The sequence below is a fragment of the Pseudomaricurvus alcaniphilus genome (assembly GCF_011440395.1).
GTDB classification, from domain to species: Bacteria; Pseudomonadota; Gammaproteobacteria; order Pseudomonadales; family Cellvibrionaceae; genus Pseudomaricurvus; species Pseudomaricurvus alcaniphilus.
Map to the genome: position 1 here is coordinate 132,897 of NZ_JAAOIX010000009.1, position 21,900 is coordinate 154,796.

Genomic DNA, 21,900 nt, shown 5'->3' on the forward strand with positions numbered 1-21,900 from the left:
TATCTCTCGTAGTGATCTTGCTCAGCGCGCCGGGATTGCCGCGATCGCCTCGGCCCGGGCAACCAGTTCACGGGCCCGTAAAATAACCGGCAAATCGACCATCTTGCCCTTGAAAGCAAACACCCCCCGGCCCTCGGCTTCCGCCCGGGCAAATTCGGCCAACAAGGTGCGAGCGTCGAGCACGGCAGCTGACGCCGGCGTAAAGGCCTGGTTGAGTACTGGCACCTGCTTGGGGTGGATGCAAAACGCGCCGACAAAGCCCATGGCGGTGGCCTGGATGGCGGCGTGCTGCAGGGCATCCAGGTCACTGAACAGGGTGATAGAGGCCGGAAAGCCAAACGGCAGGATTCCCGCCCGCCGACAGGCAAACACCACCTGCTGGTTGGGGCCGTACAGGGTTTCCGGCAGGGGCAACATCGCCGCCGAGGCCGAGAAATCTTCCGAGCCCAAACTCATGCCCAGCAAACGCGGTGTGCTGCTCGCAATGGCATCCAGGTTGGGCAGGGCCCGCACATCTTCTATCTGCGCCAGCAGGCGGATGCTGCCCGGGGGCAAACCCCGTTCGCCTTCCAACCGGTCCAGCAGCGCAGCCGCTTTGAGCACCGGCGCGGCGGTATTGACCTTGGGCAATAGCAACGCCCGCACAGCGGCCGTAGCGGCGGCCTGGATATCCTCTGGCAGCCACTCGGCATTGACGCGCACCAGCACGTCAATGCCATTGGCGGCCACCTGCCGGGCGGCGGCGGGCAGCGCCAGGCGCGCGGCGGCTTTCTGCTCCGGCGCGACACTGTCTTCCAGGTCGAGGATGATGCCGTCGGCGCCGCGGGTGTGAGCCTTGCCGACAAATTTTTGGTTGTTGGCCGGGATAAACAGCAGGCTGCGCCATACCGGTGCCGATTGTGTGGTCATGCCCGGGCCTCCCCGGCGGCCAACCGTGCACTGGCGGTCATGCCGATAAAGCCGTCGTGACTGCGGGTCCAGAGTGTTACCTCATTGCCCTCGCGCCGGCCGCAGATGCTCAAGCGATCCGTATCAAACAGCGGGCGCTGGGCGCGAAAACTGAACGCCACTATGGGGTTGCGGGCATCACTCGCGCAGTATTCCCGCACGCTGTTGGCCAGCAGTGTGGCCTGCAGTGGCCCGTGCACCACCAGCGCCGGGTAGAACTCCTCGGCGATCGCGTACTGGCGATCGTAGTGGATGCGGTGGCCGTTGTAGGTCAGCGCCGAATAGCGAAACAGCAAGACCGGGTCGGGCTCAATATCAATGCACCAATCGGCCGCCTCGGGTGCGGCTTTACCCGGCGGCAACGGCGCCGGGCCAGTGGGCATTTGACGATAGACAATGTTCTGCTCTTCCTCGATGCAGACCTCCCCGGCCTGCTCGATGCTGTGCTTGACGGTGACGAACACCAGGGTACCGCTGGCACCTTGCTTCAGGTCGACCTGGCTCACCCGCGAGCGTTTTTGCGCCACACTGCCCAGCAGCAGCGGCTGGTGCTGGGTAAACTGCCCCGCCGCCCACATCCGCCGCGGCAGGGGCACCGGCGGTAAGAAGTCACCGGTTTTGGGGTGGCCGTCAAGGCCAGTGGCCAGGGCACTGGGTGTATCGACAAAGTACAGCCATTGCCAGGCGGGCGGCAATGCACTGCCCGCCACTGGCAGAGGGGGCTGGTAGCCCTGCCGCTCCAGCGCCGCGGACAAGGCGCAGGCCCGCTGCGGCGACAGGTCGTCAGTGACCACCTTTTCCCGACCGATCCAGGTTTGCAGATGCGCCAGGTCTATTGCCACAGACGGGGTACTCATACGCGCTCGGCCTCCAGCTGTAACAGGGATTGCCCCAGCTTGACCCGCCGGCTCAACCACAGGCTGGGGCGATAGCGGTCATCCCCGGTGATGGCTTGCTGCTGCTGCAGAACCTGCAGGATTTTCGCCCCGCCGACCCGCTCACCAATACTCAGGGGCCCCTCGGGATAGCCCAGCCCCAGGCGCACCGCATCTTCCAGGTCGTCCACACTGGCGATGCCCCGCTGGACGATATTGGCGGCAATATTGACGATGGTTGCCAACACCCGTTGCAGCACAAACCCCGGGCTGTCGCCAATGACCGTCGCCGCCACGCCATCGTGGGTCAGCAGGGCGTGGGCGAGATCCCGAGCCGCCGCTGCCGTAACGCAGGTCAGCATCAGGGTGCGGTGTTTATCGAGACCGGGCAGCGGATCGACCGCCACGGTCTTTTCGGCATCAAGGCTGAGTCGGGCGCAGTAGTGACTGGCGTCTTCGCCCCAGGGCTGGATCAGTAGCAGGTCCGCCTCACGGGCACTGCTGCAGAGGTTCAAGCCCGCCGCGCTGACCAGGTTCTTGAGACCCGCCGCCTGCTCGGCCCGCTCGTCGACCCAGACCGAACCCGCGCCGGGCAACTGCGGCAGCGCTGGCGCAGCGCTATCGACTCGCTTGCCGTCAGCGTATGGGTACCAGCCGGCACCGGACTTGCGGCCGTAGAGACCGGCGGCCATGCGCGGCGGCACCAGGGCTGATGGCCGGAAGCGCGGCTCCTGCTGAAACTGCTGGTAGATCGACTCCATCACTTTGCCGGACACGTCCAGGCCGGTGAGGTCCATCAACTCAAATGGGCCCATCTTAAAGCCCGCGGCTTCGCGCATCAGGGTGTCGATCTGTTGCGGCGTGGCCACCTGTTCTTCCACCACCCGCAGGCCCTCGGTGTAGAGACCGCGGCCGGCGTGGTTGACCAGGAAGCCTGGCTGGTCGGCGGCGACCACCGCCCGGTGACCGGCACCTTCCACCACCGCCTTGAGGGATGCCACCACCGCCGCCTCGGTGCGCACCGCGGCGATAATCTCGGCCACCTTCATCAGCGGCACCGGATTGAAGAAGTGCAAACCCGCCAGGCGCTCGGCGCGCTGGCATTTGGCCGCGATGTCGGCGACCACCAGAGAAGAGGTATTGCTGGCCAGGATCGTGTCGGCGGCGACGATTCCTTCCAGCTCACAGAACAGCGACTGCTTGATGGCCACGTCCTCGACAATGGCCTCCACCACCAGGTCGCAATCGGCCAGCGCCTGCAAATCGTGGCCGGCAATCAGGTTGTCAGCCAGGCTCTGGCCCACCGCCGCGGGCAGCCGCCCCTTGTCGATGCTGCGCTGGATCATGCTGCTGACATGCGCCACAGCACTGGCCACCGCCGCCGGGGCCATATCAAAACACACCACCGGGTGGCCGGCCTGGACAAATAGCTGCACGATACCGCGCCCCATGGCGCCGGCGCCAACTACCCCGATCTTGTTAATTTGCTTCATTTCATTTTCCTGTGAATTCAGCGCTGCGTTTTTCCAGAAAAGCGGTCATGCCCTCGGTTTTGTCGGCCGTATCAAACAGCAGCAGGAACTCGCGGTTTTCCAGTTGCAGGGCGGCCCCTAACGGCAGGTCTGCGCCCTGGGCCAGGGTTTGCTTGATCGCTCGCACTGCCTTGGGCGGCAGCTTGGCCGCCACCTGGGCCAGCTCCAGTGCCCGCGGCAGGGCCTGCCCCTCGGCAGTCATTTCACTGATCAGCCCCAGCCGCTCGGCCCGTTCGGCTTTCAGGTTTTCTCCGCACACCAGCATCAGGCTCGCCACCGCCTTGCCCACCGCCCGCACCAGGCGCTGGGTGCCGCCCGCGCCGGGCATAATGCCGACCCGGGCCTCCGGCTGGCCAAACTGGGCCTTGCTGTCGGCGATGATCACATCGCACATCATGGCCAATTCGCAGCCCGCCCCCAGGGCAAAGCCGTTGACCGCCGCGATGACCGGCTTCTGGCAGTTGGCCACAGGTGACCAGTACTGGCCCAGGTCGATATCGGCCACCTCTTGCGGACCCTTGTTCACCAGCAGGTTGAGATCGGCACCGGCGGCAAAAATCTTCTCCCCGCCGGTAATCACAATCGCGCGCACCGAGTCGTCCGCGGCCAGCTCTGTCACCGCCGCGGCAATGGCCGCGCGCAGGCTCAGGTCGAGGGCATTGCGTTTTTCCGGGCGATTGAGGGTGACGATGCCCACGCCGGCGTCGCGCCCGATAAGTACTGCCTGTTCCGGGGTGTCAGTCATCGCCTGGCTCCCGCGCTATGGCCGAGAAGTCGGGTTTGCGTTTGGCCATGGCCGCGCCATAGCCTTCGTTAAATTCTGCACCGAGCAGCAATACCGCCTGGTCGTCTTCTTCCCGCTGCAACTCTTCCGCAAGACTGGCCGCAGGGTGATGCAAGCGCTGCTTGAAGCGGGCAAACGCCGCCTGGGGCAACTGCGCCAGGGTTTCGGCCTGGGCAATGGCAGCGGCCATAATGTCCCCATCCCCCACATACTCATCGGCCATGCCGACAGCGTAGGCCTCTTCCCCCGAGGTGATCTTGCCGGCGGTCATCAGCTGGCGCGCCCTGGCCACTCCCACTCGCCGCGGCAGCGTCAACATGGCACCCCAGTCGGGCACCAGGCCCAGCCCCATAAACGGAAAGATGATCTTGCTGTCTTTGCCGACCACGATGCAGTCGCCCAACAGCGCCATGCCCACCGCGGCTCCGGCACAGAAGCCTTCCACCGCCGAGACTACCGCCACCGGAAAGTGGCCCAGCAGCTGGCACAGGCGATGGATATGCTGCATCCGCGCGCGGGCGCCGGCTTCGTCCAGCCCGCCCATGCTGTCCAGGTCACCACCGGCGGAAAACACACCGTCCACCCCGCCCAGCACCACCGCGCGGACGCTACGGTCGGCGCGCGCGGCAAGCAGCGCCTGGTACATCTGCTCGCGCACCTCAAAGTCGATGGCGTTGCGCTTGGCGGGCCGGTTGATCAGGATGCGGCATACGCTGTCTGTCGGCCTGTCGACCACGACCACACTCATCAGACGCCCTCCAGCCCGACAATGGAGACCGCACAGACGTTCTGGGACGGCTGCCCGCCGAGGTTATGAATCAAACCGGTCCTGGGGTTGGACAGCTGGCGCTCCCCGGCGCGTCCCAGCAACTGCAAGTACACTTCATAGAGCATACGGATACCGCTGGCGCCGACCGGGTGGCCAAAGCATTTCAGGCCGCCATCGATCTGGCAGGGAATCTGGCCGTCGGCGTCGAACACGCCGTCCATAACATCGCGAATGGCACCGCCCTCCGGTGACAGGAACAGGTCTTCCATGGTCACCAGCTCGGTGATGGAGAAACAGTCGTGCACCTCGGTCAGGCTGATCTCTTCGCGCGGCTTGCTGATACCGGCTTCGGCGTAGGCTTTACGGGCGGCGATGCGGGCGGTGTGAACGTAGGAGCCGTCCCACTCATTGCCCTGCATCTCCCAGCCGTTTGAAGCCACGATTTGCAGCGCCTTAAAGGTCACCAAATCGGTCTTGCCGAGGCTGCGGGCAATCTCCGGGGTAGTGACAATCACCGCCGCGGCACCGTCCGACACACCACAGCAATCGAACAGGCCCAGGGGTTCGGCGATGACCGGGGCGTTCAAACACTGCTCTTCGGTAATGGGCTTGCGCAGGTGTGCCTTGGGGTTCTTGGCACCGTTGGCGTGACTCTTGACAGACACATGGGCAATGGCACGCTTCAGGTCCGCGGCATTGACTCTGTGCCTGGCGCGATAGGCACTGGCCAGCTGGGCGAAGTTGGCGGGTGCCACCGCGGCGGGGTACCACTGGGGTATATAGGTGCCGACGGTGGCGACAGGCAAACCGCCATAGCCGGTATCCTTGAGCTTTTCGACACCCACCGCAATGGCGATATCACAGGCTCCGGCGGCGACCGCGTAGGCCGCGGCGCGAAAGGATTCAGAGCCACCGGCGCAAAAGTTTTCCACCCGGGTTACACCGATGCCCGGCAGGCGCAACGCGATGCTCATGGGCAACCCGCCGCGGCCCGTGCCCACGTCATCCATATGGGTGGAGAACCAGCCCGCGTCGATCTGCTCGGGAGCGATACCGGCATCCGCCAGGGCCTCATTATAGGCCTCCACCATCAATTCTTCGGGGCCCACATCCCAGCGCTCACCAAAACGGGAACAACCCATGCCGAGGATGGCGACCTTATCTTTAATACCTGCTGCCATGATCTACTGCTCCTCGCTGGCTGATGACTGTTTGTTGCCGGCGCCCCGTTGCACGGGGGTCGCCTTCCAGAAGTAACGCTTGAAACCGCGCAGTTCGTCGATATCCTTAATGCGAAACACCATTTCCACTTCCATGCCGGTGTCAATGTCGCCCTTCTGCACATCGGTGAAATCCATCAACAGGCGACCGCCGCCGACAAAGTCCACCTGACCGTACTGATGTGGCGGCGCCATATCGCTGGAGAGGTATTCCGCCGACCAGCTGAGAATATGACCGGTTTTTTCCGCCAGCGGATAAGGCTGCTGGGTGTCGAGCCGGGGCGCGCCCGGGGTGTAGCTCAGGCGAGTGGGCGGGAAGTGCACGTCACCACTGACCGAGCAGCGGCCGGCGACAAAGCCCAGCAAGGCTTTGCGATAACGGTAGGCGGTGGACAGGGCGGTTTTCTTGTCCTGCTCACCCCGCATGCCCTTGTCCAGCTGCAGCTGCCCCTTGTAGGCCAGGAAGCGGGTGTAGTTGGTTTCCTCCACCGAGCGGGTCAACCAGCCTGACACACCGCGCACCGGGCTGAAGTCGTTGATGGCATCGGTCACTCGCAGCAGCATGGCGCGCGCGCCGGAGCCAAACTGGCACAGCAGAATCAGCTCACCGGGCTGGGCTTTTGCCAGCACCTGGGCCAACATCAGCAGCCCGTGCGCCGCACCGCTGTCACCCACGGTGGATTCCAGATTGTCGGCGATGGCGTCTACGGCAATGCCACACTTGCTGGCCAGCTGCTGGTCCATGCGCTTGAAGGTGGTGGGAAAAATAAAGTGATTCACCTCCGCCGCGGCCACGCCGGACTGGCTGAGGACATCACCGATAACGGTGGGCAAAAATCGGGCGATGCCCTCATCACGCACCCAGCGCTCTTCCCAGTGGTAATCCGTGTCGCGATCGGATTGGCGGAAGTGGTCGACAAAATCCACCGCCAGTGCCGCTTCACCCAGGCATTCGGCAATCACACCGTCAGTGCCCAGCGTCAGTGCGGCGGCGGCGTCGCCGTAACTCAATTCCTGGGGGCTGGCCGCCAGGGTGTTGCGATTATCTGCAGCGGCCAATAGCACCTTGCTGCCGCGCGCATCACTGGTCGCCAGCGCCTGGGACAGGCCCGCCAGGGATGCCGTTTGCGCCCCGCTGATATCCACAGCCGATAACTTCTCGGACAGATTCAGGGCCTCGGCCAGCAAGCCGGCATTGAGCCGGTCGGCAAAGGGCATGGTGGTGGACGCCAGCATGACCTGCTCAATGGCAGAGCGGTCACCGCTCTCACCCAACAAATCCCGGGCCGCCGCCACCGCCATGGTGATGCTGTCTTCGTCCCAGTTGGCCACGGCGCGATGACCCCGGCCGCGAATATTGGGGGCAAACCAGGCATTGGCTTTTGCGACTGTCTCCCGACTCAGGCGACGCCAGGGTATGTAGGCGCCGTATCCGGTAATTCCTGCTTTCATGTGCTGCTCCGCAGTGCGATAAATTCCAGACAAACAACCCACAGGCAGTTTGCCAGTTATAAAGCCATGCTACGGGGAGACAACAGCGGCGGAATCGTCGGTAACGACGAATTGCTTTAAGGGGCGTGAAACAGGACCGTTTCAGTAAATTCACACACTTCCTCACCCTGCTGATTGACAAGGTGGTGGACAATATCCATGACGGTCATGCCCTTGCTGGTAACCCGTGTAATGCGGGCTTCACCTTGCACGTGAATGGTATCCCCGACAAACACTGAGCCTTTGATTTTGGAATCAATACCGGTCATACCGGCAAACTTGCCCACCGGGTGCCCCTCCATGACATGATCGACGATTGACATCATCTGGGTGGATACCAGGCCCTGGCCGAGGGAGATCAGCATTACGCCCGGCGCAAAGCGCTCACGGTTGCGCCCCTGCATGTTCTCCCGGATAAATTCCATATCGATAAAAAATGGCTCATGCAGGCTGATCAGGTTAACGAAATTAACAATATCCGTTTCAGTGATGGTGCGCGCGTGGGTGCGAAATAAATAGGGTTTGAAAGCCGGTGCTGCCTCAGTGTCTGCGGTCATATGATTACTCCATGGGTTGGTAGCGCATTTAACTGGGCAGAGCATACTGCGTATGGCGTGCACTGTTTTCGTCTATAGCGACGAAACTCCGGCAAATCGCGCAGGCAGACAGCAAAAAGCCCGGCATCACTGCGAAACCGGGCCTTGCAACTGCTCAAGCGTCAGTTCATACCGCCTTGTGCACCTCGGGGAAGAGCGCAAAGTCTTTGGCAATGACCAGGTCCCGTGTCCGAAACTCTGGCTCCAGCAGGCGAAACACCTTCTCATTGTTATAGAAGGGTGTGGTTGGCCACATATGGTGCACCAGGTGATAGTTCTGGTACTGCAGCAGGATATTCATCAACCCCTCTTTACCTTCGCGAATACTGGTTGCCATGGAATAATTAGTGGCCTGCTTCAACTCCTCCTGGTCACCATTCCAGTGATTGTGGGGCATCCAGAAGAAGGTAAAACCAACCGCTATAAACATCAGCCGCGAGGGGATCAGCGACAACCACACATACTCTGCGCCGAAGCCCGCCCAAATCAAGCCACCAATCACCGCGCAACCAAACACCAGATAGGGGATCAGGTTTTTAACCAGGGTGGCCTTTTGCGGGCCGCTACTGCGCAACAGGCGCAGCAAATACATTACATCGATCAGGCACCAGCGCAATGGCAATGTGTATGACTTACCGTGGCTCCAATAGTCCGGATCCCTGGCAACATCATTGGTAAAGCGGTGGTGTTCCATATGAGCCCAGCGCAACAACTCCAGGTTGGCGTAGGGCAGTGGCACTGTAATCGCCACCTGGGCAATCAAGTCGTTCAGGCGCTTGTTTTTCGCAATGCTCCGGTGAGCGCCATCGTGAATCACAGCAAAAAACCAGTAGTAGATAAACGCCAGCACCAGGGCCGCACCCCAGTAAGCTAAATACCCCATAAGCGCTGCGGCCATCACACCAATGCTGGCAGCAATGCCCCCGACGGCCAGAAACACAACCGGCCAGGAAATATCGGGTATCGATGTAAGCTCGCGGAAGTGCGCCTTCTTGTCCGCAGGTACTGTTAACGGTCTGGTAATATCACCGGCCATGGTTATTCTCCTCTCTGAGGTTTGAAATCGGATAATCACTTTATGCTGCACATTATCCCGCAACCGGTTAAGACCGATCAGCTCACACACTGCCAATAGGGGATCATTAAGTGACAATCTCGGCATCAAATGATACCCTCTCCCTACCCCATCCGCGCACTAACAGGGCCGCAGCAAAAGGGCAAAAGCCTATTGTTCCGGCAAACAGCTATGGACAAAACACGGTTTGCAGCAACCTACTCCCGCATGCTGGCCCGCGCCCTGGACCTGAGGCGTGACGCACTGCTGCCCCTGCTGGCGGGCACTGATGTCAAGCCCGATGATATCGAGTTCGAACGGGTCGAACTGACGCCCCTGGAGCAGTACAAGATCATTAGCAACGCCTTGCAATTGAGCCAACAACCGGCCCTTGGCCTGGTGGTTGGCGAACAGGCCGAATTATCCACCCACGGCATACTCGGCCTGGCCTCCATGAGCGCCGCCACCCTCTATGAAGTACTGGAGATATTTGCCCGCTATCATCACGTCAGGGCACCTTTCTTCGAACTGAAACTGGAAACCGCCGGCGATAACCTGGTGATCAAGTTAAAGACGCTCGAACAGCTCGAACCAATGACAAATCAATTTTTGCTCGAGGCGGGTACATCGATGATGCAATCAATGGTGGAGCACATTGTCGGGCGCGAAGTGAAAGAAGCGCAGCTGTCTCTCCCCCTCGACGACAGTGCAGACTGGCGTGCTTATCGAAACTATTTTCACGGCACGATCATCCGCTCGGAAGATGACTATGCCCGCTACTCCATTCCACTGAGCCTGGCCAAAAGCCCCAGCCCGAGCCGTGATGACGTGCTGCGACAGCGGGCCGAGGAAGGCTGCAAGTCGATTCTGGAAAAAGTGGATGCCCATTCGACCAGCAGCGGCAAAGTGGAAGAACTACTCACTGTCCATGGCGGCACCCACCTCACTCTTGTGAACTGTGCGAAGCTACTCAACGTTTCACCACGCACGTTGATCAGGCGGCTAAAAGCGGAGGGGACCACGTTTAACACGCTGATCGAAGCGCGACGCAAGGCACAGGCGGTCCGGTTACTGGCCAGCCCCGGCATCAGTGTCGAGGCCATCAGCCTGGAACTGGGTTATGACCACGCTGCAAATTTCAGACGGGCCTTCAAGCGCTGGTTCAAGATGACCCCCTCGCAATACCGGCAGCAGCAGCTGGACACCTGAGGACACTTTTGCATTCGGCTACTATATGCCGCCGCTGGCACGAACAGCGCTTGAAAGCGACTCAATCCTCGATCAGGTCGTAGTCCTCCTTGGCGGCACCACAGTCCGGACAGTACCAATCTTCGGGCAAATCCTCGAACCTGGTGCCTGGGGGAATATCGTTATCCGGATCACCCTCGGCCTCGTCATAGACGTGGCTACAAAACCTGCATTGCCATTTACGCATTTGTCACCTCATTACTCTTGCTAATCTGCATCTCTATTCTTGCTTCACAGGCAGCCTGGGAGACTACTCGATTCCAGCATAGTCCAGGCACAGCAGTCTGCATTCGTCGTAAGCGACGAATGCAGAGCTTCGCCGGAGCAAAAAACAAGAATCGTCGCTATCGACGACTGCGATGACTCCTGCCTGCCGCATAATCCATCGAAACACCAAGGTAGGAAATTATGACTCAGCGCGTTCTTTTTATTACCGGTGCCGGCAGCGGCATGGGGCAAATGACAGCCCTGCAGGCACTCGATGCCGGCTGGAAAGTTGCTGCGGTGGATCTCAATGCCGCCGGTCTGGAGCAGCTCGGCGAGAATGACAACTTGCTGCGAATTGCCCTGGATGTCACCGATCACCAGGCCGTTGCGGCGGCGGTAGAACACTGTGAAAATACTCTGGGGTCGATCACCCGCGTGGTGCACGCCGCCGGTATCATGCCACTGGGCGAACTGACTGATCAACCGCAGGCAATGGTCATGAAGATCATGACCATTAATTACGGCGGCATGGTCAATGTGGTCGACACCGCGGTGAAAAAAATGCTGCAGCGTGGCGAGGGTGAATTTGTCAGCTACGCCTCCATGGCCGGGCACTGGCCCATTATGTACATGGGAGCCTACAACGCCGCCAAACACGCAGTGGCCGCCTATACCGAAGTGCTGTACCACGAAACCCGCAACTCCGGGGTCAGGATCGTTTGCGTCTGCCCGCCCATTGTCGCCACGCCGCTGCTAAAACAGGCGCAGGACACCGTATGGCCCAAACTGTTTGACATTTTCCCCGCGCTGGAGCCACAGGTAGTAGTGGACGCGGCTGAAAAAGCATTGACTCGGCGACGTGGGCTTTGGGTCTTCCCGGGCCCGATGACCCGCTTGACATGGTTATTGCGACGCTGGTGCCCATCCCTGCTGTGGCAGGTGGTGCACTGGGCGGAAAAAAAATAGTCCCGACAAACCGGCCGCAGCAACACAGCACGGCTGGCACTCACGCTGCCAGATCGAGCACATGAGGCAATACAGGAAAACGGCCGTACAGAAAATCTATACGGCCGTTTTTATTTCAGGAAAAGGCGCCCAGATAGGCGCTGATGGTGAGCAGGGAGGCGACTACTACCCAAGCGTCACAGCACAATTTCAACGGCAGGGGCGCTGCGCGCACTTCCATAAAGTTGCTGATGACCAACCTGACTTTTACAAAAGCCAGTAGCAACATGGTAACACCGCTCCAGGTGGATACCTGCTCAACAGAGACTTGATCCAGCCCCAAATACCAGGAGATCAGGGTAAGCACGACAAGCACTGCCAGAACGATGCTGTTTCGGTGTAACAGATAGGCTTTCATGGTTTATTCCCTTCGCGCCATCAAGGCAACAGGTACAGCAACGGAAATAGCACAATCCAAAGCAGGTCGACCATATGCCAGAAAGTAGCGCTACTCTCCATTACCATTGGCGACAGCTTGTCAAATCCGCAGCGGCGCAGGCGCAACCACAGGTAGCTAAGTACCGCGAGCCCAATTAACAGGTGCAGAAAGTGGATGCCGGTCAAGACAAAATAAAACATAAAAAATTCATTGCTGACCGGTGTTATGCCCAGCGCGAACTTTTCGCTGTACTCAAAATATTTGATCAATCCGAAGCCCAGGCCACAGAGAATCGCCAAACCCATACTGTGCTTGCAAACACTGAGCTGTCGACGGCGAAACGCGGCAATCGATGTTGCCACCAGCCAGGAACTGGCCAGTAACAACACCGTATTCAGCATGCCGAAGTGCAAGTTGAGCTGCAGCCGGGACTCCCGGTAGAGCTCCAAATCCACAGAGCGATACGCCAAAAAGACACAGAAGAAGAGGGTGAAAACAAGCATATCACCCATCACCAGAACCCAAATGCCTACCTCGCCTGGAACGTGGCCCTTGTTTTCAACAGGGTTGACGCTGGTTACGCTTGCATCTGTCATCGGCGGCTCATACTGCATAATGATAAGTTCTCTCAAGCGTGATACTAGCAAACGTGGCTTCTGGACAACAGAAACGCACGGCGACTTAAGCGAATTGCTCCCCGGCCGCAATCTTTTCCTGCAGGATCGCCGGCGGATTAAACAGCTCGCCATAACGATCCGCCAGCTCCCGGCAGCGATCGGCAAAACGACTCAAGCCATAGGTGTTCACAAACTGGATCCAACCGCCGGTCCAGACCGGTGCGCCAATACCCATGATAGAACCGATATTGCCATCGGCAGCAGAGCTCAACACACCCTCCTGCAAACACTTAAGGGATTCGATCACCTGGCGAAACAGGATACGGTCTTTAATATCTTCCAGCGGCATCTCGAGACCCGGCTTCACATACAACTCGTACAATTTTGGCCAAATTTGCTTGCTGCCATCAGCGCCATACTCATAGAAACCACCTTTGTAATGTCGACCGGCACGATCAAATTGGTTAATCATGCGACTGCCAACCCGATCGCTGCTCTCGACGTTGTACGTCGTACCGTAGAGCCCCAGGTCGCGCTGGGTTTCATTCACCTTGCGCATCAATTCCATACTGACTTCATCCAGCACCGTCAGCGGGCCCACCGGCATGCCCACCTGCTTGGCCAGATTATCGATCAGAATCGGATCGACGCCCTCCTCAAGCAGGCGACAGCCTTCGTCGAAGAAACTGCCGAAGGTGCGGGAGGTAAAGAAGCCGAGGGAGTCTTTTACCACAATCGGCGTTTTGTTGATTTTGCGGGCGAAATCAAAAGACTTTGCCAGCGCAAAATCAGACGTTTTCTCGCCGCAAATAATCTCCACCAAAGGCATCTTGTCCACTGGCGAAAAGAAATGAATGCCGATGAAATTATCTGCCTTGCGGGATGCTTGTGAGAGCATGGATATAGGCAGGGTTGAGGTATTGGTGGCAAAGATACCACCCTCGGCCAGCTTGGGCTCTGCCTGCTGAGTCACCTTGCCTTTGAGATCGGCATTTTCAAACACCGCTTCAACAATCAGGTCGGCACCGTCCAGGTCATCGTAGTTGTCGGTCGGCTTGATCAGGTTCAGCAGGGCGGCTTTCTTCGCCTCGGTACTGCGGCCCCGGCTGATGGCCTTATCCAGCAGCTTTTCCGCGTAGCCCTTGCCCTTCTCAGCGGCCTCCAACGATATATCCGCCAGTACCACTTCGATGCCGGCCTTGGCAGCCACATAGGCTATACCCTGCCCCATCATACCCGCGCCCAGCACGCCGATTTTTTTGACATCACTCCTGGCCACATCCTGGGGCCGGCTCTTGCCACCGTTGATGTCATTCATCTGGAAGAACATGGTGTTGATAACGTTCTTGGCTTGGGGTGTTAGCGCCAACTCCGTCAGGCCCCGGGTTTCAACAATCAGCGCCGCGTCAAAGTCCAGCAGGCTGGCCTCCGCCGCCACCGCCAGGATTCTCGGCCCTGCGGGCAACAGGCCACGGGTCTCTTTGCCCAGCATTGCGCCGGCCGCATTGACGCCCATAGCCACATTGGGGTTGTTGACGTTGCCGCCGGGGATCTTGTGTCCCTTGCGATCCCAGGGCTGCACCGCTGCGTCTGCGCCGGCCGCCAGAATCCAGGCTTTCGCCGCCGTCAGCAATTGCCCCGGCTCTGCCACCAACTCGTTTACCAGACCGGCTTCCAGCGCTTGCCGGGGCTTCAGCCGGGTACCTTTGAGCAGCAGCGGCAAGGCATGCTGCAAGCCCAGCATATGCACCGTGCGAACGATGCCACCGGCGCCCGGCAACAGGCCCAGGGTCACTTCCGGCAGAGCGATCATCACTCCCGGCTGGTCCAGCATGACCCGGTAATTACAGGCCAGAGTGATCTCGCAGCCACCGCCCATGGCGGCACCATTGATAGCGGCCACCACCGGCACCGGCAACCTCTCCAGCCGCCGCAGGTCATTCTTGGTGATTTCAATATTGCTTTGGAACGCAACCTTGTCACCGGGTTGAATGGTCAGGATTTCGTTCAGGTCGCCACCGGCAAAGAAGGTCTTCTTGGCAGAGGCAATTACCACTCCGCGCAAGTCCTGCTCAGCTTCCAACCTGCTTACCGCGTCACCCATCAATTGACGGTAGGCCGTGTTCATGGCGTTTACCGGCCCATCCATATCCATGGTAATGGTGACGATATTGTCCTGGTCTTTTTCGTACTTGAATTGATCGTTGGATCCAGCCATCGTTAAACTCGCTTATAAATTTTCGGAAATAGTCTTGAAGGTGATTACAGGCGCTCGATGATCGTGGCGATACCCATGCCGCCGCCCACACAGAGAGCGATCAGGCCGCGTTTGAGGTTGCGCCGCTCCAGCTCATCCAGAACCGTGCCCACCAGCATGCCGCCGGTAGCCCCAATGGGATGGCCCAGAGCGATGGCGCCGCCGTTAACGTTGGTATTTTCCGGGGCAATATCCAGGTCACGCATAAAGCGCAACATGACCGAGGCAAACGCTTCATTAATTTCAAACAGGTCGATATCAGCCGCTGTGAGGCCGGCTTTTTGCAGAGCTTTTTTCGCCGCCGGGCCGGGGCCGGCCAGCATCAGCACAGGTTCGGTAGAGAGGACCGCCGTCGCCACCACGCGGCCCCGAGGCTTCAGGCCCAGCGCCTGGCCGGCTTTTTCGCTGCCGAGCAACACGGCGCTGGCACCATCGACGATGCCGGAGGAGTTGCCGGCCGTATGTACATGGGGAATGGCCGCCAGCTGCGGGTATTTACGCAGCGCTATATCGTCCAGCCCCATATCACCCATGGCCTGGAACGAAGGCTTGAGGCTGCCCAGCACCTCCATGGTCGTGTTGGGCTTGATAAATTCGTCTTTTTCCAGCACCACCAGACCGTTGTGGTCACGCACAGGCACCACGGAGCGGTCAAACCGACCACTATCCCGTGCCTCGGTGGCACGCCGCTGGGATTCGAGGGCGACCGCGTCCACATCCTCGCGGCTATAGCCGTCCAGTGCTGCCATTAAATCGGCGCTAATACCCTGGGGAACCAGGCCCAGCCGGGCGGATATCTCCGGGTCGTTAAAAATAGCCCCGCCGGCTGAGCCCATGGGCACCCGCGACATGGATTCGACCCCGCCGGCCACAATCAAATCTTCCCAGCCTGAGGCGATACGACTGGCGGCCTGATTCACCGACTCCAGCCCCGAAGCACAGAAACGATCCAGCTGCACGCCGGGGACACTATCGTCCCAGCCGGCGGACAAGAGCGCACACTTGGCGATATCACCGCCCTGCTCGCCGACTGGCTGGCCGCAGCCAAGGATCAAATCATCGACTTGCGACGTATCCAGGTCATGGCGCTGCTGCAGTTCATTAAGCAATCCAGCCGCCAACTGTACCGGCTTGACGGTATACAGTGAGCCGTCTTTTTTACCTTTGCCTCTCGGCGTTCTGATAGCGTCGAAAATGTAAGCGGTTTCTGACATCGGGGGTACCTTGCATCCAATAACATTGATACCCGCCAGAATAAGAAAAACGAGGCCAATGGACATCGTCTGATGCGACGAGTTGATCACACGGCGGAATGTCCACCACTGGCAATACTTAAATCCAAAGCCGTGGGTGGGCACCAGCGAACGCAGGCCTGGCAGGCACCAGGTCCCGCCACCAGAGTGGTTGACATCGCGCCCGGATGCCAGGGCCCTTGGCTGGCGTGTTTTATGCTAAACTGCGCCCAAATTTCGACAGTGATTCACTATGGCAGAGCAGATAATTCCCCGCCCTATCGCAGTACAACGCACACTGGCCATCTTCAGCGACCCGTGGTCCTTCTCGGTACTGCAAGAGCTGTTTTTTGGGGTGCGCAAGTTCGACGACTTCCAGCGTAACCTGGGCATTTCTCGCAGCGTGCTGGCACGCAGATTAAAACACCTGGAACAGGAACAGATTATCGGCCGCCACCTGTATTCGGACCGCCCCAAGCGCTACGAGTACAAACTGACGGAGCGCGGGCGTGACATGTACCCGATTTTTATCGCCCTGCGGCGCTGGGGTGAAACCTGGCTGGACAACGCCGCCACACCGGAACTGAAACTGGTGCACAAGACCTGCGGCCACGAGCTTATCCCAAGCCTGGATTGCGCAGCCTGCCAGAAAGAAATCAAGGCGGAAGACATCGCCTATCAGGTCGATGCATAAAGGGCACCTCTAATAATTGCTCGCGACCTCTGGCTTTCAGGAAATTCGGCTGGCAAGGCGCGCGATTGAGTCGGACTGGTTGTCCGGCGAATGAGCGCAACGCAGCTAGCGGGATTTCCTGAAAGCCCCGAAGGGCGCGGCCTGAGCGGCACCATTACTGCGTTGCCTTGCTCGCAAAGGACAACCGGAACGCCGGACCGCAGCCTTTGCCTTCGCAAGGCGCCTTGTAATGGCGCCGCTCAGATTGCGCAGAGGCTGCGATCAATTATTAGAGGTGCCCTAAAGTAAGAACGCGACTGCAAGCTCATTTCAAGTCGGGCCAGTGGCACGCTGGCGAGCCGCTTGCGAGGCCCGCCGGGATGCATTGGTACTTTATAAAACCTCCGTTTATCCAGAGGTTTCTGCGGTACACGGGTACACCGCTTTTTTTGCAACGGAAAGCTGTTAAAAATGTGAGCACATCAAAATCACATTTTCGACTTCCACATCTTCGGTTGCCGCAGGACGATTAATTCCGGCCTGAATTAATCAGGGCTTGATTAAATCAGGAACGCCAGGTTGGGCAGCGCCTTGGCAGCATTCACCAGTACCACATTCTTGCGCACTATCCTGAATTCACCATCGACACGGCGCAGCGTGAACTCGTTGCGCGACCCCCACATTTCATCGTCGGTCTCGCCGCTGACGAAATAAATAGCATTGCTACCCACACGCACTTCTTCACCTGCGTCTTGCAGCAATTCCACATTGGATACCACGCGCCGCACCTGAATCTCAGGCTGGGCCGCAAAGCGTTTGCCCGACAGGAACTGGTTGACCCGCACCGAAATTCTGGAGCGATTGTCGTAAATGATCGACATTTCCAGTTCCGGATCGATATCACCGCTGTTGGCAGGCACCCAGTAGATGCCATCGTCGGCCCACAAAGCCTCCCAATCCCGATAGCGATTCTCATCCGCCAGCCGGGCTTCGAGGTATAAAAACTGCTCTACTTCTCGCAATAACGAGTAATTAATTTCAGCCAGACTCACTTTCCCGCCTCCATCAGACTTTTGTAATGTTTCCAGATACCACGGGATGGCAGATCATCGGTAGAATCCCCCACCAGGTAGCCGTCCTCATCCAGGCGCTCACGGTGATTGCCGCGACCGGTATAGGTGCGATAGCCAGTCCTGGTCTTCAGCCCTTGATGGGTACGCTCGTACATCACTGAATCGTCAGCCAATAGGAAGCCCGCAGGCCCCACCGAACCCATTGTCTGCTGGCGCAAGCGGCGATTGATATCCGGCGAGCCCTTGAACTGAATCGCGGTCACGTGCTGCACGGTTTCCGAAACCGATATGGGCTCGATCACGAACAGCTGAATTTCGGCAATAAACAGGTTCGGGAAAATCATCACGTGGGGCGTACCATCGATCATGATTTGGCGCGCCTTTTCATCACCGTAGGCCGCCTTCATCTGCTCAACGTATTCCGGCAGCCGCTCCTTATTGGTATTGAACCAGCTCAACTCTTCACCGCGCTTGCGGAACTCCGGCCGCAGGTCGATTTCAGTATGACCGTTGCCGTAATCGCGACTCAACGAGGTCGACTTGTCCCCATACAGCTCGTTGATGCGACTGTCCGAGACCATGAATACCGAAGCGTGGACAAAGCCCGGGTGATAACCATCGGTTTCATTTTCGACCAGCAACTTCCAGTTACCTTTGACCTTGTGCTTCAGGTATCCCGTGGTCACTTCGATTTCACCACTGGGTGAATTCGCCAGCAGGCGATCAATAGTCTCTTTGGCGCCACCTAAATGCTCCTCCAGTGACGGCCCCTCTTCGGCGAAGGAGCCAAACACAAAGCCACCGTAACTGGCTACTCGGGGCACGCGGCCCAGTGCGAGATCGGCCTTGTCGACATTCTTGAAACCATCGGGATAGGCCTGCCCCAGCAAGCGCCCATCACTGGCAAACGTCCAGGAGTGATACGGACAGGTGAAGGACCTCGCATTGCCCTTGGGCTTGGTGCACAACTTGTTGCCGCGATGAGTGCAGGTATTCACCAGCAAATTGATCTCACCATCCTTGCCGCGGGTCATGATGATGGGCTCCAGACCGATCGACTTCATGACGAAATCGTGCGTATTGGGCACCTCACTTTCGTGGCCTACGTACACCCAGGTGGTGTACCAGATTTTTTTCAGCTCTTCCTGAAACACATCGGGATCATTGTAGAGACTGCCAGCCACCCCATCGGAGTGGATCAGGTCAGCGTATTTGCTGGCTGCGCCCTGCTTGTTCATGCTCATTCCTCACCACAGTAAGTTCTCTAGAGAAACTAACTATATTGAAACCCCAGCCCCCTGTCAACAGAACAAAAAGGGGACGGAGGGATTATTTTTTGATCAATTCGGCTTGAGCGGGCCCAGTCGCGGGGGAAATTACCGCCACAAGACCACCTTTAGCCCTCCCACGGGAAACCAGGGCCCGCTGGCAACAGCGTCACATGAAATTTAAAAAGCGGTGTTTACCGCACAGTGCGTGGCTAAATCTCGCGTTGTCTGGACCTCTGTCCACCTGCCCATCTACTATGGGCGGGACACTGGATTGAAAAATAAGACTTGTTAACACGGCAGACGCCGGTGAAATCACACAGGAGAAAAGTTATGCCCGATAATGCTTCCAAACGCGACCCCGCCCCCGGTGTATTGCCCATGTTCGTGGAGCGCTGGTCGCCGCGAGCCTTTGCTGACTTTGTTATCGACCAGGCCACCATGGTGCGCCTGCTGGACGCCGCCCGCTGGTCACCCTCCTGCTTTAACGCCCAGCCCTGGCGTTTCTACACCAGCAGCCAGGACAGCTTTAACGATTACCTGGAACTGCTGGTGGAGAAAAACCAGGTCTGGGCGAAGCGGGCCTCGGTAATTGGCTTTTTGGTGGGGAAAAAGCACTTCGAACACAACGGCAAGCCCAACCCGACCTACGCCTTCGATTGCGGTTCGGCGTGGATGGCCATGACCCTGCAGGCGCACAGCGAGGGGCTCTGCACCCACGGCATGGCGGGCATCCACCATGACAAGGTGGCGGAATACTTCAGCCTCGACAGCGAAAACGAGGAGGTGTTGATGGGGTTTGCCATTGGCAAGCTGGGCGACCCGGCCCAGCTGGAGGAGGACGTACGGGCCAGGGAGTTTCCCTCACTGCGCAAACCACTGGCGGAGATATGGCCAACCTTCGCCGAAAAAAGCGGCCGCCGGTAAACGCCCGGCCTGCTATTGCAAGAGCATGAATATGAACAAGAGCGAGCTGATCGCTGTGCAGGCCTCCCTATCATGTATCTCTTTGTCGATGTCGCGGTGTTCAATTCCTTCCCAAAAGGGCCGCGATCACCTCGGCTTCACCAGCAGGCGGGCAGCCACCACTGGCCCCCAAAAGTGATGAGCCTGACTTCCAAACCGAGGCTCCCGCTAATCGATTTTAATTGTCAGCGCCAGGTTGCGGGTTTATCCTTGCTTTAGCCCCCGCAGGCAATCAATTGCAATTGCCTGCGGGCACCCCGCCGGCCATTTCAGAAAGGACGCTCCCTATGAAAATCAAGACATTACTGCTGGCAGCGCTGTCTACCGTCGCTGTCTCCGGTTGCATGAACGCCGCCCAACACCGGGCCCAGGTCCAGGATGACAGCGGTGAGCGCATGACGGTTGGGGTGGTACAAAAAGAGATCCGCATCGGCATGAGTGGGGCTGACGTAGCCGCAGTGCTGGGCTCGCCCAACATCGTATCTACCGATGAACAGCGTCGCGAAGTGTGGATCTACGACAAAATATCCACGGATGTCTCCTATTCGACCAGCTCCGGCGGCATATCGTCGCTGATTCTCGGGGCGGGCAGCTCGGTGCTGGGAGGCGTCGGCGGCGGTGTTAACCGGGATGCGGGCGCTTCTTCCAAGTCCCAAAAGACCCTCACCGTCATCATCAAGTTCGATGAGAACAAGCTCGTCAGGGATTTTGCCTACCACACCTCAAGGTTTTAAAGACCTCCCGGACGAAGGACAAACTGGCGTGAAAAAAGCCTTTTATCTTTGCTTCATACTGCTATTCCTGGTCGCTTGCTCGCCGACAATCCCTAAGGACGCCTTTGTTCTCTCGCCCACCAGCCTGGAAGACCGCCAGCTGCAAAGCAGGAAGTTTGCCACGCTGGACCGAACTGTACTGCTGGCCGCCGGTGCGGCGGTACTGCAGGACATGGGTTACGCCATAGATGAATCAAACGCCAGCCTGGGTGTTTTGACCGCATCGAAACAAGCCGACGCCACCAGCGGTGCGCAAATTGCCGGGGCCGTGCTGGTCGCACTGATCGGCGGTGGCTCCATGCCCATAGATAAAGAACAAAAGATTCGCATTTGCCTGGTAGTAAATGAGAATTTGAGTGACAGCGAATCGTCCATCGCCAGAATTACCTTTCAGCGGATTGTCTGGAACACTCAAGGCCAGATCAGCCGGGTCGAAACCCTGAAAGAGCCGGAGTTGTACCAGGGCTTTTTTGAAAAACTGTCGAAATCCGCTTTTCTTGAGGCACACCAGATATGATCAACCGACTGCTACTGCCGGCCATCGCCGTGACCCTATCCATGCTGGTGGGTTGCGCCAGTCAAAACAGCCATGTGCTTGCCGGCGGCAGCCAGGTGGAATTGCGCAGCATGCAAACCCGGGCTTTTGACACCAGCAACAAGGAGTTGATGCTGCGCACCGTCATAGCGACCCTGCAAGACCTGGGATTTATCATTGACAAGGCCGACAGCGATATCGGCACGGTGACGGCGACCAAGCTCAGCGGCTACCAGATTCGCATGACCGTTACGGTTCGAGCACGGGGCGAAACCCAATTGCTGGTGCGCGCCAACGCCATGTATAACCTGAAAGCCATCGAAGACCCGCAACCCTACCAGGATTTCTTCAACTCCCTCTCAAAGGCGATCTTTTTAACCGCCCACGATGTGGATTAA

Annotated in this window: 23 protein-coding genes; 7 read left to right on the top strand and 16 right to left on the bottom strand. The window is 58.7% G+C overall.

Annotation, left to right across the window (positions count from 1 at the left end; genetic code table 11):
• Positions 1–21: 21 nt before the first annotated feature.
• From G8764_RS16965 to G8764_RS17005, 9 genes are all read right to left on the bottom strand, one after another.
• The gene (locus G8764_RS16965; RefSeq protein ID WP_166165868.1) at positions 22–909 is read right to left on the bottom strand and encodes an HpcH/HpaI aldolase/citrate lyase family protein; all 888 of its coding nucleotides are present in this window, start codon (positions 907–909) and stop codon (positions 22–24) included.
• Entirely contained in the window at positions 906–1,805 is a 900-nt protein-coding gene (locus G8764_RS16970) for an HTD2 family dehydratase (RefSeq protein ID WP_166165869.1), read from the bottom strand. Before G8764_RS16970 ends, G8764_RS16965 begins: the two co-directional genes overlap by 4 nt.
• Entirely contained in the window at positions 1,802–3,316 is a 1,515-nt protein-coding gene (locus G8764_RS16975; protein ID WP_166165870.1) for a 3-hydroxyacyl-CoA dehydrogenase, read from the bottom strand. The genes G8764_RS16970 and G8764_RS16975 overlap by 4 nt, the downstream gene beginning before the upstream one ends.
• A gap of 1 nt (position 3,317) precedes the next feature.
• Positions 3,318–4,100, bottom strand: coding sequence for an enoyl-CoA hydratase-related protein (locus G8764_RS16980; protein ID WP_166165871.1), 783 nt, complete (start codon positions 4,098–4,100; stop codon positions 3,318–3,320).
• Positions 4,093–4,887, bottom strand: a complete 795-nt coding sequence (locus G8764_RS16985; RefSeq protein ID WP_166165872.1) for an enoyl-CoA hydratase/isomerase family protein — start codon at positions 4,885–4,887, stop codon at positions 4,093–4,095. The genes G8764_RS16980 and G8764_RS16985 overlap by 8 nt, the downstream gene beginning before the upstream one ends.
• On the bottom strand, positions 4,887–6,089 hold the full coding sequence (locus G8764_RS16990) for an acetyl-CoA acetyltransferase (RefSeq protein WP_166165873.1): 1,203 nt from the start codon (positions 6,087–6,089) through the stop codon (positions 4,887–4,889). The genes G8764_RS16985 and G8764_RS16990 overlap by 1 nt, the downstream gene beginning before the upstream one ends.
• 3 nt (positions 6,090–6,092) lie before the next feature.
• Positions 6,093–7,580, bottom strand: a complete 1,488-nt coding sequence (locus tag G8764_RS16995) for a 3-oxoacyl-[acyl-carrier-protein] synthase III C-terminal domain-containing protein (RefSeq protein ID WP_166165874.1) — start codon at positions 7,578–7,580, stop codon at positions 6,093–6,095.
• 116 nt (positions 7,581–7,696) lie between these two features.
• Positions 7,697–8,176: a MaoC family dehydratase gene (locus tag G8764_RS17000; RefSeq protein ID WP_166165875.1), complete on the bottom strand. Its 480-nt coding sequence runs from the start codon at positions 8,174–8,176 to the stop codon at positions 7,697–7,699.
• 166 nt (positions 8,177–8,342) lie between these two features.
• Complete coding sequence (locus tag G8764_RS17005; protein WP_166165876.1) at positions 8,343–9,251, bottom strand: fatty acid desaturase family protein; 909 nt, start codon at positions 9,249–9,251, stop codon at positions 8,343–8,345.
• Positions 9,252–9,461: 210 nt separating this feature from the next.
• Between G8764_RS17005 and G8764_RS17010 the strand changes: the two genes are divergently transcribed.
• A complete protein-coding gene (locus G8764_RS17010; RefSeq protein ID WP_166165877.1) occupies positions 9,462–10,478 on the top strand; it encodes a helix-turn-helix transcriptional regulator in 1,017 nt (338 codons plus the stop codon).
• 61 nt (positions 10,479–10,539) lie between these two features.
• Here the strand turns inward: G8764_RS17010 and G8764_RS17015 are convergent, their stop codons facing one another.
• Positions 10,540–10,704 carry a rubredoxin gene (locus G8764_RS17015; protein ID WP_166165878.1) on the bottom strand — a complete coding sequence of 55 codons (165 nt, stop codon included), beginning with the start codon at positions 10,702–10,704 and terminating at the stop codon, positions 10,540–10,542.
• A gap of 221 nt (positions 10,705–10,925) precedes the next feature.
• Between G8764_RS17015 and G8764_RS17020 the strand changes: the two genes are divergently transcribed.
• Positions 10,926–11,690 (top strand): SDR family NAD(P)-dependent oxidoreductase, encoded by a 765-nt coding sequence (locus G8764_RS17020; protein WP_166165879.1) that lies wholly within the window; start codon positions 10,926–10,928, stop codon positions 11,688–11,690.
• A 115-nt stretch (positions 11,691–11,805) separates the two neighbouring features.
• Here G8764_RS17020 and G8764_RS17025 read toward each other — a convergent pair whose 3' ends face one another.
• From G8764_RS17025 to G8764_RS17040, 4 genes are all read right to left on the bottom strand, one after another.
• Positions 11,806–12,087: a cytochrome C oxidase subunit IV family protein gene (locus tag G8764_RS17025; protein WP_166165880.1), complete on the bottom strand. Its 282-nt coding sequence runs from the start codon at positions 12,085–12,087 to the stop codon at positions 11,806–11,808.
• Between the two features lie 20 nt (positions 12,088–12,107).
• Positions 12,108–12,704: a cytochrome c oxidase subunit 3 family protein gene (locus G8764_RS17030; protein WP_166165881.1), complete on the bottom strand. Its 597-nt coding sequence runs from the start codon at positions 12,702–12,704 to the stop codon at positions 12,108–12,110.
• 85 nt (positions 12,705–12,789) lie between these two features.
• The gene (locus G8764_RS17035; protein WP_166165882.1) at positions 12,790–14,943 is read right to left on the bottom strand and encodes a 3-hydroxyacyl-CoA dehydrogenase NAD-binding domain-containing protein; all 2,154 of its coding nucleotides are present in this window, start codon (positions 14,941–14,943) and stop codon (positions 12,790–12,792) included.
• Positions 14,944–14,987: 44 nt separating this feature from the next.
• Entirely contained in the window at positions 14,988–16,196 is a 1,209-nt protein-coding gene (locus G8764_RS17040; RefSeq protein ID WP_166165883.1) for an acetyl-CoA C-acetyltransferase, read from the bottom strand.
• A 271-nt stretch (positions 16,197–16,467) separates the two neighbouring features.
• Between G8764_RS17040 and G8764_RS17045 the strand changes: the two genes are divergently transcribed.
• Positions 16,468–16,908 carry a winged helix-turn-helix transcriptional regulator gene (locus tag G8764_RS17045; RefSeq protein WP_166165884.1) on the top strand — a complete coding sequence of 147 codons (441 nt, stop codon included), beginning with the start codon at positions 16,468–16,470 and terminating at the stop codon, positions 16,906–16,908.
• 539 nt (positions 16,909–17,447) lie between these two features.
• On the opposite strand, the gene G8764_RS17050 is transcribed toward G8764_RS17045, so the two are convergent.
• Together G8764_RS17050 and G8764_RS17055 are read right to left on the bottom strand one after the other, a co-directional pair.
• On the bottom strand, positions 17,448–17,939 hold the full coding sequence (locus G8764_RS17050; RefSeq protein ID WP_166165885.1) for an aromatic-ring-hydroxylating dioxygenase subunit beta: 492 nt from the start codon (positions 17,937–17,939) through the stop codon (positions 17,448–17,450).
• Positions 17,936–19,198, bottom strand: a complete 1,263-nt coding sequence (locus G8764_RS17055; protein WP_166165886.1) for an aromatic ring-hydroxylating oxygenase subunit alpha — start codon at positions 19,196–19,198, stop codon at positions 17,936–17,938. The genes G8764_RS17050 and G8764_RS17055 overlap by 4 nt, the downstream gene beginning before the upstream one ends.
• A gap of 363 nt (positions 19,199–19,561) precedes the next feature.
• On the opposite strand from G8764_RS17055, the gene G8764_RS17060 reads away from it, so the two are divergent.
• From G8764_RS17060 to G8764_RS17080, 4 genes are all read left to right on the top strand, one after another.
• Positions 19,562–20,155: a nitroreductase family protein gene (locus G8764_RS17060; RefSeq protein WP_166165887.1), complete on the top strand. Its 594-nt coding sequence runs from the start codon at positions 19,562–19,564 to the stop codon at positions 20,153–20,155.
• Positions 20,156–20,481: 326 nt separating this feature from the next.
• Positions 20,482–20,928 (top strand): hypothetical protein, encoded by a 447-nt coding sequence (locus G8764_RS17070; RefSeq protein WP_166165888.1) that lies wholly within the window; start codon positions 20,482–20,484, stop codon positions 20,926–20,928.
• 28 nt (positions 20,929–20,956) lie between these two features.
• The gene (locus G8764_RS17075; RefSeq protein WP_166165889.1) at positions 20,957–21,484 is read left to right on the top strand and encodes a hypothetical protein; all 528 of its coding nucleotides are present in this window, start codon (positions 20,957–20,959) and stop codon (positions 21,482–21,484) included.
• Positions 21,481–21,900, top strand: a complete 420-nt coding sequence (locus tag G8764_RS17080; RefSeq protein ID WP_166165890.1) for a hypothetical protein — start codon at positions 21,481–21,483, stop codon at positions 21,898–21,900. The genes G8764_RS17075 and G8764_RS17080 overlap by 4 nt, the downstream gene beginning before the upstream one ends.

What these genes read in the sequence shown, in the direction of transcription:
- G8764_RS17005 (WP_166165876.1), bottom strand. Translation starts at nt 9,251, where the DNA reads ATGGCCGGTGATATTACCAGACCGTTAACAGTACCTGCGGACAAGAAG.
- G8764_RS17000 (WP_166165875.1), bottom strand. Translation starts at nt 8,176, where the DNA reads ATGACCGCAGACACTGAGGCAGCACCGGCTTTCAAACCCTATTTATTT.
- G8764_RS16970 (WP_166165869.1), bottom strand. Translation starts at nt 1,805, where the DNA reads ATGAGTACCCCGTCTGTGGCAATAGACCTGGCGCATCTGCAAACCTGG.
- G8764_RS17060 (WP_166165887.1), top strand. Translation starts at nt 19,562, where the DNA reads ATGCCCGATAATGCTTCCAAACGCGACCCCGCCCCCGGTGTATTGCCC.
- G8764_RS16995 (WP_166165874.1), bottom strand. Translation starts at nt 7,580, where the DNA reads ATGAAAGCAGGAATTACCGGATACGGCGCCTACATACCCTGGCGTCGC.
- G8764_RS17035 (WP_166165882.1), bottom strand. Translation starts at nt 14,943, where the DNA reads ATGGCTGGATCCAACGATCAATTCAAGTACGAAAAAGACCAGGACAAT.
- G8764_RS17010 (WP_166165877.1), top strand. Translation starts at nt 9,462, where the DNA reads ATGGACAAAACACGGTTTGCAGCAACCTACTCCCGCATGCTGGCCCGC.
- G8764_RS17025 (WP_166165880.1), bottom strand. Translation starts at nt 12,087, where the DNA reads ATGAAAGCCTATCTGTTACACCGAAACAGCATCGTTCTGGCAGTGCTT.
- G8764_RS17030 (WP_166165881.1), bottom strand. Translation starts at nt 12,704, where the DNA reads ATGACAGATGCAAGCGTAACCAGCGTCAACCCTGTTGAAAACAAGGGC.
- G8764_RS17070 (WP_166165888.1), top strand. Translation starts at nt 20,482, where the DNA reads ATGAAAATCAAGACATTACTGCTGGCAGCGCTGTCTACCGTCGCTGTC.
- G8764_RS17020 (WP_166165879.1), top strand. Translation starts at nt 10,926, where the DNA reads ATGACTCAGCGCGTTCTTTTTATTACCGGTGCCGGCAGCGGCATGGGG.
- G8764_RS17040 (WP_166165883.1), bottom strand. Translation starts at nt 16,196, where the DNA reads ATGTCAGAAACCGCTTACATTTTCGACGCTATCAGAACGCCGAGAGGC.
- G8764_RS16965 (WP_166165868.1), bottom strand. Translation starts at nt 909, where the DNA reads ATGACCACACAATCGGCACCGGTATGGCGCAGCCTGCTGTTTATCCCG.
- G8764_RS17055 (WP_166165886.1), bottom strand. Translation starts at nt 19,198, where the DNA reads ATGAACAAGCAGGGCGCAGCCAGCAAATACGCTGACCTGATCCACTCC.
- G8764_RS16985 (WP_166165872.1), bottom strand. Translation starts at nt 4,887, where the DNA reads ATGAGTGTGGTCGTGGTCGACAGGCCGACAGACAGCGTATGCCGCATC.
- G8764_RS16975 (WP_166165870.1), bottom strand. Translation starts at nt 3,316, where the DNA reads ATGAAGCAAATTAACAAGATCGGGGTAGTTGGCGCCGGCGCCATGGGG.
- G8764_RS17080 (WP_166165890.1), top strand. Translation starts at nt 21,481, where the DNA reads ATGATCAACCGACTGCTACTGCCGGCCATCGCCGTGACCCTATCCATG.
- G8764_RS17015 (WP_166165878.1), bottom strand. Translation starts at nt 10,704, where the DNA reads ATGCGTAAATGGCAATGCAGGTTTTGTAGCCACGTCTATGACGAGGCC.
- G8764_RS16980 (WP_166165871.1), bottom strand. Translation starts at nt 4,100, where the DNA reads ATGACTGACACCCCGGAACAGGCAGTACTTATCGGGCGCGACGCCGGC.
- G8764_RS16990 (WP_166165873.1), bottom strand. Translation starts at nt 6,089, where the DNA reads ATGGCAGCAGGTATTAAAGATAAGGTCGCCATCCTCGGCATGGGTTGT.
- G8764_RS17045 (WP_166165884.1), top strand. Translation starts at nt 16,468, where the DNA reads ATGGCAGAGCAGATAATTCCCCGCCCTATCGCAGTACAACGCACACTG.